At 71.2% G+C, this 12,187-nt stretch carries 14 protein-coding genes; 4 read left to right on the forward strand and 10 right to left on the reverse strand.

Going from position 1 to position 12,187, the window contains the following annotated elements:
- Nucleotides 1-416: 416 nt before the first annotated feature.
- The 3 genes from LG391_RS07520 to LG391_RS07530 all read right to left on the reverse strand — a co-directional run bounded on the left by LG391_RS07520 (nt 417) and on the right by LG391_RS07530 (nt 3,212).
- Nucleotides 417-947: a GNAT family N-acetyltransferase gene (locus tag LG391_RS07520; protein ID WP_225767353.1), complete on the reverse strand. Its 531-nt coding sequence runs from the start codon at nt 945-947 to the stop codon at nt 417-419.
- A gap of 3 nt (nt 948-950) precedes the next feature.
- Complete coding sequence (locus LG391_RS07525; RefSeq protein WP_225767354.1) at nt 951-2,168, reverse strand: benzoate/H(+) symporter BenE family transporter; 1,218 nt, start codon at nt 2,166-2,168, stop codon at nt 951-953.
- Nucleotides 2,169-2,276: 108 nt separating this feature from the next.
- Nucleotides 2,277-3,212: a GGDEF domain-containing protein gene (locus LG391_RS07530; RefSeq protein ID WP_225767355.1), complete on the reverse strand. Its 936-nt coding sequence runs from the start codon at nt 3,210-3,212 to the stop codon at nt 2,277-2,279.
- Between the two features lie 148 nt (nt 3,213-3,360).
- Between LG391_RS07530 and LG391_RS07535 the strand changes: the two genes are divergently transcribed.
- Nucleotides 3,361-3,555 carry a hypothetical protein gene (locus LG391_RS07535; protein ID WP_225767356.1) on the forward strand — a complete coding sequence of 65 codons (195 nt, stop codon included), beginning with the start codon at nt 3,361-3,363 and terminating at the stop codon, nt 3,553-3,555.
- A gap of 151 nt (nt 3,556-3,706) precedes the next feature.
- Here LG391_RS07535 and LG391_RS07540 read toward each other — a convergent pair whose 3' ends face one another.
- Together LG391_RS07540 and LG391_RS07545 are read right to left on the reverse strand one after the other, a co-directional pair.
- Nucleotides 3,707-4,816 carry an ABC transporter permease gene (locus LG391_RS07540; protein WP_225767357.1) on the reverse strand — a complete coding sequence of 370 codons (1,110 nt, stop codon included), beginning with the start codon at nt 4,814-4,816 and terminating at the stop codon, nt 3,707-3,709.
- A 1-nt stretch (nt 4,817) separates the two neighbouring features.
- Entirely contained in the window at nt 4,818-5,978 is a 1,161-nt protein-coding gene (locus tag LG391_RS07545; protein WP_225767358.1) for an ABC transporter permease, read from the reverse strand.
- 74 nt (nt 5,979-6,052) lie between these two features.
- Here LG391_RS07545 and LG391_RS07550 point away from each other — a divergent pair, with 74 nt between their 5' ends.
- The gene (locus tag LG391_RS07550) at nt 6,053-6,337 is read left to right on the forward strand and encodes a BrnT family toxin (protein WP_225767359.1); all 285 of its coding nucleotides are present in this window, start codon (nt 6,053-6,055) and stop codon (nt 6,335-6,337) included.
- Nucleotides 6,303-6,647 (forward strand): DNA-binding transcriptional regulator, encoded by a 345-nt coding sequence (locus LG391_RS07555; RefSeq protein WP_225767360.1) that lies wholly within the window; start codon nt 6,303-6,305, stop codon nt 6,645-6,647. Before LG391_RS07550 ends, LG391_RS07555 begins: the two co-directional genes overlap by 35 nt.
- A 13-nt stretch (nt 6,648-6,660) precedes the next feature.
- Here the strand turns inward: LG391_RS07555 and LG391_RS07560 are convergent, their stop codons facing one another.
- The 3 genes from LG391_RS07560 to LG391_RS07570 all read right to left on the reverse strand — a co-directional run bounded on the left by LG391_RS07560 (nt 6,661) and on the right by LG391_RS07570 (nt 10,211).
- Entirely contained in the window at nt 6,661-8,409 is a 1,749-nt protein-coding gene (locus tag LG391_RS07560) for an ATP-binding cassette domain-containing protein (RefSeq protein ID WP_225767361.1), read from the reverse strand.
- Nucleotides 8,410-8,583: 174 nt separating this feature from the next.
- The gene (gene hlyD / locus LG391_RS07565) at nt 8,584-9,588 is read right to left on the reverse strand and encodes a secretion protein HlyD (protein WP_225767362.1); all 1,005 of its coding nucleotides are present in this window, start codon (nt 9,586-9,588) and stop codon (nt 8,584-8,586) included.
- Nucleotides 9,585-10,211: a TetR/AcrR family transcriptional regulator gene (locus LG391_RS07570; protein WP_225767363.1), complete on the reverse strand. Its 627-nt coding sequence runs from the start codon at nt 10,209-10,211 to the stop codon at nt 9,585-9,587. Before LG391_RS07570 ends, hlyD begins: the two co-directional genes overlap by 4 nt.
- Before the next feature lie 152 nt (nt 10,212-10,363).
- Between LG391_RS07570 and LG391_RS07575 the strand changes: the two genes are divergently transcribed.
- Nucleotides 10,364-11,266: a hypothetical protein gene (locus tag LG391_RS07575; protein WP_225767364.1), complete on the forward strand. Its 903-nt coding sequence runs from the start codon at nt 10,364-10,366 to the stop codon at nt 11,264-11,266.
- A 152-nt stretch (nt 11,267-11,418) separates the two neighbouring features.
- Here the strand turns inward: LG391_RS07575 and LG391_RS34675 are convergent, their stop codons facing one another.
- Both LG391_RS34675 and LG391_RS07580 read right to left on the reverse strand, forming a co-directional pair.
- Nucleotides 11,419-11,550, reverse strand: coding sequence for a hypothetical protein (locus LG391_RS34675; RefSeq protein WP_255646460.1), 132 nt, complete (start codon nt 11,548-11,550; stop codon nt 11,419-11,421).
- Nucleotides 11,547-12,185, reverse strand: coding sequence for a hypothetical protein (locus LG391_RS07580; RefSeq protein WP_225767365.1), 639 nt, complete (start codon nt 12,183-12,185; stop codon nt 11,547-11,549). The genes LG391_RS34675 and LG391_RS07580 overlap by 4 nt, the downstream gene beginning before the upstream one ends.
- Nucleotides 12,186-12,187 lie beyond the last annotated feature (2 nt).

Consider the following 12,187-nt stretch of genomic DNA (forward strand, 5'->3'; position numbering starts at 1 on the left):
CGGACTCTATGAGTCCCAAATGTTTTGAAAATCCCTGTCATGGCGCTGGATGGCTTCCTGAAGCGTGAAAAACCACTCACAGCGTTCCGACAAGTCTTCTTCCATCAGAAGTTCTACCAGGTTGCAGTCCTGCCATGCCTGCAATCGAGGGTCTAGTGGCAGATCGAAGAAGTCTGCCGCGAGTACGCAATAGCCCTTCTGAGATATGTTCTCAAAGCAGGCATAACGAACCGACTTGGTGGCGTTGACTCGCCGCCAGACCTGGATTGCTCGGTAGAGATTTGACATGCGAGAGCGGCAATGCCGCTGGCTGATCGCTGACGCCGATTGTTATGGCCGAAGTTCCGGGCCTTGTCACTGTCTCTGGTCGCTTCCGTTTTCCACCCTTTTCAGCCAGATGGCGGGATGTCCGCTGGTCAGCGCCCCGTCGACGGCCGGGCTACCCAGACCAGCCCCTGCCAAACGGCGCCGTCATAGGTTGCGGTGAAGTCGCGCGCCGGATCCCTGTGCAGGCCCAGCCGCGCCATCACCGCTTGCGACCGCTGGTTGTCGGGCGCGGTGAAGGCCAGGATCTCCGGGAAACCGAGCCGGCCGAACCCGTCCTGCAGCGCCGCCCTCGCGGCCTCGGTCGCATAGCCGTGCCCCCAGGCCCGCCGCGCCAGCCGCCAGCCGATCTCGACGCCGGCGCCGAGCGGATGGCCCGGCCCCAGCGGCATGATCCCAGCATAGCCGAGGACCTCTTCCCTCAAGGTCTCGACCGCCCAGCGGCAGACGCCGTGCCGATCGAAGGCGGCGCGATAGCGGTCGAGCTTGGCGTCGCTGCCCGCCCGGTCCAGCGGCCCGCCGAGGTCGCGCATCACCTCCGGGTCGGCGGTCAGGGCGGCGAAGGCGTCGCGGTCATCCTCGCGCCAGGGCCGGAGCCGGAGCCGCGGCGTGGCCAGGATCATCCGTCAGCCCCGCAGCCGGTCCAGCGCCATCATCGCCCCGCCGGCCACCAGGCCCCAGAAGGCGGCGCCGATGCCGAACAGCGACAGGCCGGAGACCGTGGTGACGAAGGTGACGACGGCCGGCAGCCGCTCCTCCTCCCGCGCCAGCGCGGTCGACAGGGCGCCGCCGAGGCTGCCCAGCAGCGCGAGGCCGGCCACCGCCTGGATCAAGAGCGGCGGCGAGGCGGCGATGAAGGCGGCGGCGAAGCCGGCGAACAGGCCGATCACGAGATAGGCGGTCCCCGCCACCACCGCAGCCGGCCAGCGCCGCGCCGGGTCGGGATGGGCCTCGGCCGAGGCGCACAGCGCCGCGGTGATCGCCGACAGGTTCACCGCATGGCCGCCGAACAAGGCCGTCAGCGCGCTGGCCGCGCCGGTGGCGACGAACAGCGGCCCGACCGGCGGCCGGTAGCCGTTGGCGTTCAGCACGGCGAGGCCGGGCACGTTCTGCGACGCCATGGTGACGATGAACAGCGGCACGGCGATGCCGATGATCGCGCCGGTGGAGAAGGCCGGGGCGACGAAGACGGGCTCCGGCCACAGATGGGCGAAAGCGCCCGGCGGCACCGCGGCGGTCAGGCCGATCAGCGCCAGCGCCGTCACGACAGCGGCGGGCACGGCGTAGAGCCGGGCGAAGCGCCAGGCCAGGGCCCAGACCAGCAGCACCGGCAGGGCCAGCATCGGCATGGCGCCCACCGCCCGGGCCGGGGCCAGGCAGAGGTCGAGCAGCACCCCGGCCAGCATGGCGCCGGCGAGCGGCGTCGGGATCGCCGTGACCAGCCGGCCGAAGGGGCGCCACAGCCCGGCGGCGACCACCAGGGCGGCCGCCGCCAGGAAGGCGCCGACAGCCGCCGGGAAGCCGCCCGCCGGCACGCCGGTGGCGATCAGCAGCGCCGCGCCGGGGGTTGACCAGGCGATGCTGATCGGCAGCCGCGAGCGCCAGGACAGGAGGATCGCCAGCAGCCCCTGGCCGATGCAGACCGCGAGCAGCCCGGAGGCCGCCTGGACCGGGGTGGCGCCGGCCGCCGTCAGCCCTTGCAGCACCACGGTGAAGGCGCTGGCGAAGCCGACGATGGCGGCCAGGAGGCCGGCCGCGACCGGCTGCAGCGCCGAGCCGCCGCGCGGCGCCATCGTCTCGTCGCCTGGCGCGCCGTCGAAGGTGGAGGTGGTGTCGGTCCGCATCGCCGGCCTCTGCAACGGGCCGGGGGCACGGCTGCCGCCCGGCGGCTGCCCAAGCTAAAGGCAGTCGCCCGCCTCCGGAACCGATCAATTGTCGGGATACAAGCGGGGCTACCGCGCGACGGCCGGTCGGTCGGGCTCCGGCCCCTCGCGACAGATCCGGTTGCGGCCGCTCGTCTTGGCGGAGTAGAGCGCCTTGTCCGCCCGGGCATAGAGGCCGGCGACCGTGTCCCCTGGGTGGCCCTCCGCCAGCCCGGCGGAGAAGGTGTAGGCGAGGTCCCCGCGGTCCGGCACCGGCCGGGCCGTGCGCACCGCGGCCAGCATCCTCTCGACCAGCAGGACCGCCTGCCCGATCGAGGTGCGGGGCAGCACCAGCAGGAACTCGTCCCCGCCCATCCGGCCGAAGCAGTCGGACCGGCGGACCATGCCGCCGATGCGCCGCGCGAAGTCGCGCAGGATCAGGTCGCCGATCTGGTGGCCGTGCCGGTCGTTGACGGGCTTGAAATGGTCGATGTCCAGCAGCGCGACGCAGCCGGGCCCGCCGGCCCCGGACGACGGCCGGTGCAGCATCTCCTCGATCCGCTCGGTGACGAAGCGGCGGTTGGCGATGCCGGTCAGCTCGTCGGTGTAGGACGCCTTGACGGCGAAGTCCCGGTCCTGGCGCACCGCCCGGCCCTCGACCCGCGTGCCGGTGATGTTGCTGGCGATGCACAGCATCCAGCCATCGGCCCGGACGCTTTCCGTCATCCACAGCCAGCGGCCGTCGACTAGATCGGTTTCATAGGCCCGGAAGCCGCTCTTCCCGCGGCGGGACTGCGTCGATGTCAGCCACGCCTCGAGATCCTCCGTCCGGAGGACCGTGCCCCGGCCGGCGGCATGGTTCCGGCGCATGATCTCGGACCAGAGCGGGGTCTCGGCCTCGTCGATGAAGAAGGCGGCCCGGAAGGCCCGGTTGGCGTAGCGCAGCCGGTCGAACTCGTCGTAGGCGGCAACCAGAACCGGCGTTCCATCGAACATCTGAACGAGGGTTTCGAGAACGCTGTCCATGATGCCGCATCATGACCGAGATCCGGCCGCGGGGCGAGCGTGGTCGAGGCGCGACGATACGGCTTGCGGATGAGGATGGCGAGGAGGATCGTAGGATCCGGAGCCCTGCCGTCGAAGGGCGACGGCGTCCCACCGGGGAGTACGGATCATGCGGAATCCGGCAGTGGCGTTGCTTTCGATGGTGGCGGCCGGCGTCGTCCTGGCCGCCTGCTCGTCTTCCGACGTCCCGGGCGACAGCTTCAACCTGTCGGTCCACAACCCGACGCCTTCGGCCCAGGCCCGGACCGGCCCCACGGCGGAGCCCGGCGAGGATCCCTACAACCGGACCGTGCCGCAGCCCTGAGAGACCGTCTGGAAATTCTACTGGCGCGGCCGTCTGGCGGCGGACTCGAAGCTTCCGGTGCTCACGCACCCAATGTGCGCTGCGCTCCGGTTCTCGAAACCACCGCCAGCCGACTCACGCCAGCGCATTTCCAAACGGTCTCTGAGGCCGCTCACTCCATTCTGCGGCGGAACATCCACGCCGCGGCGCTGAGCGTCACCAGGGCGATCAGCGCCAGCGGCACGGTGTTGTGCAGCATCTCCTCGGCCGGCAGCCCCTTCAGGAACACGCCGCGGACGATGACGATGAAGTAGCGCAGCGGGTTGACGAAGGTCGCCGGCTGCAGCCATTCCGGCATGTTGTCGATCGGCGTGGCGAAGCCGGACATCAGCGTCGCCGGGATCATGAATAGGAACGACCCGAGGATCGCCTGCTGCTGCGTCGCCGACAGGGCGGAGATGAACAGCCCGATCCCGATGAGGGCCAAGAGGTAGAAGAACACGCCCGCGTAGAACATCCCGAGCGACCCGCGCAGCGGCAGGCCGAACCAGACCAGCGCCGCCAGCAGGTAGAAGCTGCAATGGGTGAAGCCGATCAGCAGCGACGGGATGGTCTTGCCCAGCAGGATCTCGTGCACCCGCAGCGGCGAGACCAGCAGCTGGTCGAAGGTGCCCAGCTCCCGCTCCCGCGCGATGGTCAGGCCGGTGACGATGAGTCCAATCAGCACCGCGATCACGGCGATCAGGTTCGGCACCATGAACCATTGCGTGTCCAGCGCCGGGTTGAACCAGAAGCGCGGCACCGCGGCGTCCGGCTGGTCCGCCACGCCGCTGGGGCTGGCCGCGTCGGCCGCCATGCCGGCGACGATCTGCGACAGGTAGTTGCCGGCGAGCTGCGAGGCGTTGGAGCGGCGGCCGTCGAGGATGACCTGCAGGTCCGCCGGCCGCCCGGCGGCGACGTCGCGCGAGAAGCCGGGGCCGACCTGCACCGCCGCCAGCACCTGCTGCCGGTCGATCGCTTCCCGCAGCGCCTCCGGCGTCTCGACCGCGAGGATGCCGCGGAAGTACGGCGAGCCCTCGACCCGCCGCACCAGCTCCTGGCTCCAGGCGCCGCGGTCGCGGTCCAGGAGGGCGAGGTCGACATTCTTCACCTCCATCGTCGCGGCATAAGCGAAGACGAAGAGCTGCAGGATCGGCGGCACGATCAGGATCATCCGGCCGCGCGGGTCGCGCAGCACGGCCAGCAGCTCCTTGACCACCAGGGCCTTCAGGCGGCGCCACATGTCAGGCCAGCCTCTTCCGGGTCAGCCGCGCCGCCAGGGCCAGCAGGATCGCGCCCTGGAGCAGCAGCACGGCCATGTTGCGCAGATACAGCGGCCAGATGTCCCCGGCCAGGAACACGGTCTGCAGCGCCGGCACGTAGTAGCGCGCCGGCAGGATATAGGTGATCCACTGGATCGGCCGTGGCATTGAGCCGATCTCGAACAGGAAGCCCGACAGCAGGAAGGCCGGCAGGAACCCGGCCACCAGCGCCAGCTGCGACGCCAGGAACTGGTTCTTCGTCGCCGAGGAGATGAGGAGGCCGAGCCCCAGCGCCGGGCACAGGAAGGCGGCAGTGACCAGGTAGAGGGCCCCGACCGAGCCGCGGAACGGCACCCCGAACAGGACCACGGCGACGAAGGCGCACAGGGTCAGCGACGCCAGGCCGAGCAGGAAATAGGGCAGCACCTTGCCGGCCAGCAGCTCCGCCGCCGTCACCGGCGTCGCCATCATCGCCTCCATCGTGCCGCGCTCCCACTCCCGCGCCACCACCAGGGCGGTCAGCAGCGTGCCGATCATGGTCATGACGATGGCGATGGCGCCGGGGACCAGCATGTTGCGGCTGACCAGCTCCTGGTTGAACCAGACGCGCTGCTCGACATCGATCGGGGGCGCGCCGTCGGCGCCCTGCCCCGCCGCCCGCATCGCCCGCCAGCTCGACAGCACGCCCTGGGCGTAGGCCATGACGAAGTTGGCGGTGTTCGGGTCGGTGCCGTCGACCAGGATCTGGATCTGCGGCGCGCCGCCCGGCCGCGCCGCCTCGGCGGCGAAGCGGTCCGGGATGACGATGATGCCCTTGACCCGGTTGGTCACCAGGTCCTCGGCGAACTGCCGCCGGTCGGTGCCGATGCGGGCGTCGAAATAGCGGGAGGCCTGGAAGCTGGCGGCGAGGTCGCGCGCCTCCGGCCCCGGGCTCTCCACCGCCACGCCGACCCGGGTGTGGTCGGCATCGAGCGACAGGGCGTAGCCGAACAGGAACAGCAGCAGCACCGGCAGCACCACGGCGATCAGCAGGCTGGACGGGTCGCGCAGGATCTGCCGGCTCTCCTTCCGCAGCAGCGCCCCGAACCGGCGGAGACGATCGGCGCGGGAGGGGACGGCAGCCTCGTGTATGGCGGCGGTCATGGCTCGCCCCCGGAATAAGCGGTGCGTGTATTTTTGCGTGACGATAAATACGCCTCCGGCGTATATATCGATGTGTGGATATCGACTTCGATCCCGTTAAGAACGCGGCCAACATCGCCCGGCGCGGCCTCGACTTCGCGGACGCAGCCCTGATGTGGCGAGAGGGACCGGTAGTCGAGATCGAAGACGACCGGAGCGACTACGGCGAACTTCGGATGATTGCTGTTGGAAGGGTGCGGGGCCGGGTCTGTGTCGCGGTCTACACCGATCGCGGTCCGGTCCGCCGGATCATCAGCTTCCGCAAGGCTAACAGGAGAGAGATCAATGCCTACCAAGCGTGGGCGGCCCAGCAGGAGTGACTGGGCCCGTGTCGACGCGACCTCGGACGACGAAATCGCAGCCCAGATCGTCGAGGACCCCGACACCGCACCCGACATGGCCGACGCCATCGCTGCCCGGACAGGGCGGGCGGAGCCGCCGGAGATCGACGTTGCCGCGACACGCCGGCGCCTCGGCCTGACCCAGCAGGCCTTCGCCGACCGCATCGGCGTCGGCAAGCAACTGGTCGCGGATTGGGAGCAGCACCGCAAGCGCCCGAGCGGCCCGGCACGGTCGCTGCTAGTGATCGTCGACCGGCTCGGCTGGGAGGCCTTGAACGCGATCCGGTGAGAGGAAGGGCCCATCACGCCGCCTTCCTCTGCGCATCCGAAGCCTCGACCAGGGCGATGAAGGCGTCCTCCATGGTCGGGTCGGGGCGGTCCCTGCCCGCCACCTTGGCCTTCAGCTCGTCCGGCGATCCCAGCGCGATCGAGCGGCCGCGATAGATCAGCGAGATCCGGTCGCAGTACTCGGCCTCCTCCATGAAATGGGTGGTCACCAGCACGGTCACGCCGCGCTCGACCAGGCCGTTGATATGGGTCCAGAACTCGCGCCGGCTGATCGGGTCGACGCCGGAGGTCGGCTCGTCCAGGAACAGCACCTCGGGCTCGTGCATCACGGCGCAGGCCAGCGCCAGGCGCTGCTTGAAGCCGAGCGGCAGGGTGCCGGCCGAGCGCGACTGCACCTCGCCGAGCGCGAAGATCTCGGTCATCAGCCCGATCTGCCGCCGCGCCCGGCGCCGGTCCAGGCCGTAGACCCCGGCGAAGAAGTCGAGGTTCTGGGCGACGCTGAGATCGCCGTAGAGCGAGAACTTCTGGGCCATGTAGCCCAGCCGGTTGCGCGCCTCGGCGCTGTCGCGGCGCAGGTCGAAGCCGGCCACCCGCCCCTCCCCCGCCGTCGGCTTCAGCAGGCCGCACAGCATCTTGAAGGTGGTCGACTTGCCGGCGCCGTTGGGGCCGAGCAGGCCGAAGATCTCGCCGCGCGGGATGTCGAAGCTGATATCGGCGGCGGCGGTGAAGTCGCCGAAGCGCTTGGTCAGGCCGTGCGCCTCGATCACCGGGCCTTCGCGCGGCGGCAACGTCTCGCGCGCCTCGGCCAGCTTCGACCGGCCGCCGGGGCCGCCGCCGAGGATGTCGATGAAGGCGTCCTCGAAGCGCGGCGCCGCCGGGCCGATCGCCGCGGCCGGGCCGGCCTCGTCCGGCGGGGACGGCTGCGCGGCGTCCTTGGTCACCAGCCGGATCGCCGTGCCCTGGATCACGCCGTCGATCACGCCGGGCCGGGCCAGCACGGCCGCCAGCACCTGGCGGCGCCGGCCCTCGATCCCGGTCAGCCGGAACACCCGTCCTTCGACCCGCCCGGTCAGCCCGCCCGGCTCGCCCTCGTAGAGCAGCTTGCCCTCGTTCAGCAGCAGCACCCGGTCGCATTTCTCGGCCTCGTCGAGATAGGCGGTCGACCAGACCACGCCGATGCCCTCGCGCGTCAGGTCCTGCACCATGCCCCACAGCTCGCGCCGCGAGATCGGGTCGACGCCGACGCCGGGCTCGTCCAGCAGCAGCAGGCGCGGCTTGCGCAGCAGGGCGCAGCCGAGGCCGAGCTTCTGCTTCATGCCGCCGGACAGCTTGCCGGCGAGGCGGCCGGTGAAGCGCTTCAGATCGGTGAAGGTCAGGATCTCGTCGAACACCGCCGGTCGCTCCGCCTGCGGCAGGGCGCGGAGATCGGCGTAGAGGTCGAGGTTCTCCTGCACCGTCAGGTCCTCGTACAGGCCGAAGCGCTGCGGCATGTAGCCGATCGCGGCCTGGATCGGCGCCGGCTCGGCCCGGCTGTCGTGGCCGAGCACGGTCAGCGCCCCCTCCTCCGGCCACATCAGGGCGGTCATCAGCCGGATCAGCGTGGTCTTGCCCGCCCCGTCCGGCCCGACCAGCCCGGTGATCCGGCCGCCGCCGATCGCCGCGGTGATGGCGTCGAGCGCCGGCCTGCCGGGCCCGAAGCGCTTGGTCACCCCGTCGATCCGGACCAGGTCCGGGGGGACCGGAGCGGGATCAGGCTTGTTCATCGGCGCGACCGCTCCCCCTCACCCTCCGATCGCCAACGCGACGGGCCCCTCCCTCTCCCCGAGGAGAGGGAAAACCGTGCGCGGCCCCGCTTCACCTCTCCTTGGGGAGAGGTCGAAATCGCGACAGCGATTTCGGGTGAGGGGGCGACTCCGGCCTGTCCGATCGCAGCCATCTCATCCTTCCCTGGGCACGCGCACGGTCACCGGCATGCCCTGGCGCAGGGCCGGGTCGGGCTCGTCGACGATGATCCGCAGGCGGTAGACCAGGTCGGTGCGCAGCTCCGGCGTCTGCACCGTCTTCGGCGTGAACTCGGCGACCGGCGAGACGAAGCCGACACGGGCGCGATACGGCCGGTCCGGCCTTGTGTCGGTGACCACCTCGACCTCCAGCCCCGGATGGACCCGGCCGAGATCGGGTTCCGCGACATAGGCGCGGATCCAGACCGGCCTGGTCAGCGACAGCACATAGGCGACGCTGCTGGGCGCCATGATCGCCCCCGGCTCCGCCACCCGCGACAGGATGATGCCGTCGGCCGAGGCCTTCAGCGTGGCGTCGGCCAGCGAGGTCTCGGCGGTGGCGAGGTCGGCCTGGGCGGCGGCGAGGTTGGCCCGGCCGGCGGCGATATCCTCGGCCCGGCTGCCCTCCAGCAGCAGCGCCAGCGCCTGGCAGGCGGAGTCCAGCCGGGCCTGGGCCATGTCGCGGTCGGCCTGGGCCTGGTCCAGCGCCGATTGCGGCGTGTTGCCCTTCTGGCGCAGCTCCTGGGCGCGCGCGAAGGCCAGCTTCGCGTTCTCCAGATCGGCCTCGCGCTCCGCCACCGTGGCGCGGCCCTGGGCGATCTCGGCCGCGCGCGGGCCGGCGATCAGCTTGTCGAGATCGGCCTGGCGCGCCGCGACATCGGCCCGGGCGGCGGCGACGCTGTCCTGGAACGGCCGGTCGTCCAGCCGCGCCAGCACTTGACCTTCGGTCACCGCCTCGCCCTCCTCCAGCTTCATCTCGACCAGCCGGCCGGAGACGCGGAAGCCGAGCTCCGCCTGGCGGATGTCGACATTGCCGTAGAGCGTCAGCGGCCCGTCCCCCGCCTCGCGCCAGCCCAGCCGGCCGGGCAGGTCGAACCACCAGGCGGCGGCCACGGCGGCCGCGATCAGAACGAGGACCGCGATGCGAATGCGGGTTCTCATCGCTGCGTCTCCGCCGCGATGCCGCGCAAATAGATGTCGAGATGCCGGTCGATGAAGACGCCGAGGTCGAAGCTCTCGTCCTGGCGCGCGAAGGTGCTGCCCCAGATCACCGCCATCAGCAGCGGCGCGATCAGCAGCCGGGCCGCGTCGGCCGGATCGACCGGCCGGATCTCGCCGGCGGCGATGCCGCGTTCGATCAGCCCGACGACGGTGCCCAGCATCCGGTCGATCACCGTCGCCCGCCAGAACTGCGCCAGCTCGGGAAACTGCGGGGCCTCGGCGATGATCAGGCGGGGGAACTGCCGCAGCGGCGACCCGGCCACGGTGCGCATGATGGCGCGCAGCAGACGGGCGAGAATCTCCGGTGCCGGCGTCCCCGGCTGCGCCGTCTCGCCGATCAGCCGCTCGACATTGGGCAGCACCGCCTGGCGCACCAGCGCCTCGAACACCGCCTGCTTGCTGGGGAAGTAGAGATAGACCGTGCCCTTGCTGACCCCGGCACGGGCGGCGATGTCGTCGATCCGCGTCGCGGCGAAGCCCCGCTCCACGAACAGCTCGAACGCCGCTTCCAGCAGCTCCGCCGGCCGCGCCTCCTTGCGCCGTCTCCGCACCGCCTGGGCCATGACCGGTCCGCTCGCCTTCGTTAATGACTGACCAGTCAGTTATTAACGAAAGAGGAGCGGGAGTCAAGGACTGCGTCGCCCGGGCCCTTGCCGACCGTGGGAAGACACGATCGCAGTAGTATTATCGGTTGGGTATGTTCATGATATGTTCCATGAGCGAGACGCAGACCGTGCAGGCATCGGAGGCCCCGCCCGCTCCCCGGGAGGAGCGGGCGGCGCGACATCTGCGCCTGCTCGCCCGGATGGCCGAGATCCAGATGGACATCGCCGAGGCCGCCCGCACCGAGGCGGTGGAGGCGCCGCAGCCCGGCATCGACTACTGCCAGCGGATCGCCGTCGTCGCCCGGTCGCTGCGCCTGACCCTGCTGCTGGAGGACAAGCTCTCCCGCCCGCCGGAGGAGCGGCCGCACGAGGCCGCGATCCGGCGGGCCGAGAGATCAAGGTCGCGGCTTCGGGTGACCATGGCCATGGGGGCGGCGGTGACCGACGGCGCCGAGTTGCCCGAGGCCACCCGGCGTTTTGCCGGGATGGCCGAGCGGCTGGAGCGGCCGGAGCTGGCGGAGCTGGTGGAGACCAGCCCGGCGCCGGTGGCGGTGGCCCGGCTGTGCCGGATGTTCGGCCTGCCGGAGGAGGCGGAGCGCTGGCTCGATCTGGGCGATGCGGCGCTGGCGGAGATGGCCGCCCGGCCATCGGCCGGCACGGCGGCCGCCCCGGGCGCGGCGCCCGCCCCCGGCCCGGCCGAACCCGTCGTGGACCAGGCCGGGACCCGGCGCCGGCTGCGGGTGATCATGGCGCTGGGCGCCGCGATCCGGGCCGGGACGGGGGACGAGGCGGAGAGCGACCGGCGCTTCTTCGAGATGGCCGGGCAGATGGACCGGCCGGATCTGGCGGCGATCGCCGACAGCTGCCCGGCGGCGGAGGCCGTGGCCCGTCTGTGCCCGGAATTCGGGCTGCCGCCGGAGCAGGCGGAACGCTGGGTGGCGGAGTCGGACCTGTTCCTGGCCACGATGGACCTGCCGCCAGAGGACCCGCCCGAGCCGCCCGACACGGGGTGACGCCGCGGCCCGATCTGCCGTCCGCCTCGACCTGTGCTTTCCACACTCCCCCTCCCCTTGCGGGAGGGGGAGTGTGGAAAACACGGGTCAGTTCGGGCGATCGAATTCCGAATAGGTCCCGGTGCCGCCACAGCCCGCCGGACGGGACCGGGCTACTGGCCGATCTCGTCCAGCTCCGGCGGCAGCGCCCCGGACTCGATGACCCATGCCGTGCCGTCGAGGCGCGCCACCGCCTGCCCGCTGCGCGTCTCGCCCTTGTCGGTGACGGCGAAGGTCAGCGTCATGCGGCCGGCGGCGGCTTGTCGAGGTCGTAGCGGCCCTCCACCGCGACGATGTCCTTCTCGTCTTCCGCCGCGCCGCCGTTGCCGGCGCCGATCCGCAGCGGCTCGGCCGCGCTGATCCGGTCGTTCTCGATCAGGAACAGGTTGAGGTCGGTGAAGGAGAAGCCCTGATAGACCGCGACGCTGCGGACCGCCAGGCCGTCGCGGCCGCCGAACCTGACCGCCGACAGCTCCCCCGGATTGCCGTAGGTGCCGACATCGGCGAAGTCCGGGATGGCGGTGACGAAACCGGGGCCCTCCAGTCCCGGGCGCGACGGGTCGGGCCGCAGGATGTAGGCGGACAGGCGCGCGGGCTCGCTATGGCCCATGCCGCCGACGCGGCCGCGGGCCATGACCAGCAGGTCGAAGCCATCATAGCTCAGCGCCTGCACCGGCCACAGGCAGTCCACCCCGTCATCGGTGTCCTTGGCCATGGTGTAGGACGAGTTCAGCGCCGCCTCGACCAGGACGCCGAGCATCGCGTCGTCCCGCATCATCCCGTCGGCCTCCGGGCACAGGACCGGCGTCGTCTCCGCCGGCGCCGGCAGGGCGGCGGTCGCGATCATGCCGGCCGCCAGGGCCGCAAACAGAAGTCTCATGA

Origin of the sequence: Inquilinus sp. Marseille-Q2685 (assembly GCF_916619195.1) — a bacterium.
Taxonomy (GTDB): Bacteria; Pseudomonadota; Alphaproteobacteria; order DSM-16000; family Inquilinaceae; genus Inquilinus.

Bases quoted from the DNA above. Each gene is read 5' to 3' on its own strand.
- LG391_RS07520 (WP_225767353.1), bottom strand. From the start codon at position 947: ATGATCCTGGCCACGCCGCGGCTCCGGCTCCGGCCCTGGCGCGAGGAT.
- LG391_RS07525 (WP_225767354.1), bottom strand. From the start codon at position 2,168: ATGCGGACCGACACCACCTCCACCTTCGACGGCGCGCCAGGCGACGAG.
- LG391_RS07530 (WP_225767355.1), bottom strand. From the start codon at position 3,212: ATGGACAGCGTTCTCGAAACCCTCGTTCAGATGTTCGATGGAACGCCG.
- LG391_RS07535 (WP_225767356.1), top strand. From the start codon at position 3,361: ATGCGGAATCCGGCAGTGGCGTTGCTTTCGATGGTGGCGGCCGGCGTC.
- LG391_RS07540 (WP_225767357.1), bottom strand. From the start codon at position 4,816: ATGTGGCGCCGCCTGAAGGCCCTGGTGGTCAAGGAGCTGCTGGCCGTG.
- LG391_RS07545 (WP_225767358.1), bottom strand. From the start codon at position 5,978: ATGACCGCCGCCATACACGAGGCTGCCGTCCCCTCCCGCGCCGATCGT.
- LG391_RS07555 (WP_225767360.1), top strand. From the start codon at position 6,303: ATGCCTACCAAGCGTGGGCGGCCCAGCAGGAGTGACTGGGCCCGTGTC.
- LG391_RS07560 (WP_225767361.1), bottom strand. From the start codon at position 8,409: ATGAACAAGCCTGATCCCGCTCCGGTCCCCCCGGACCTGGTCCGGATC.
- hlyD (WP_225767362.1), bottom strand. From the start codon at position 9,588: ATGAGAACCCGCATTCGCATCGCGGTCCTCGTTCTGATCGCGGCCGCC.
- LG391_RS07570 (WP_225767363.1), bottom strand. From the start codon at position 10,211: ATGGCCCAGGCGGTGCGGAGACGGCGCAAGGAGGCGCGGCCGGCGGAG.
- LG391_RS07575 (WP_225767364.1), top strand. From the start codon at position 10,364: ATGAGCGAGACGCAGACCGTGCAGGCATCGGAGGCCCCGCCCGCTCCC.
- LG391_RS34675 (WP_255646460.1), bottom strand. From the start codon at position 11,550: ATGACGCTGACCTTCGCCGTCACCGACAAGGGCGAGACGCGCAGCGGG.
- LG391_RS07580 (WP_225767365.1), bottom strand. From the start codon at position 12,185: ATGAGACTTCTGTTTGCGGCCCTGGCGGCCGGCATGATCGCGACCGCC.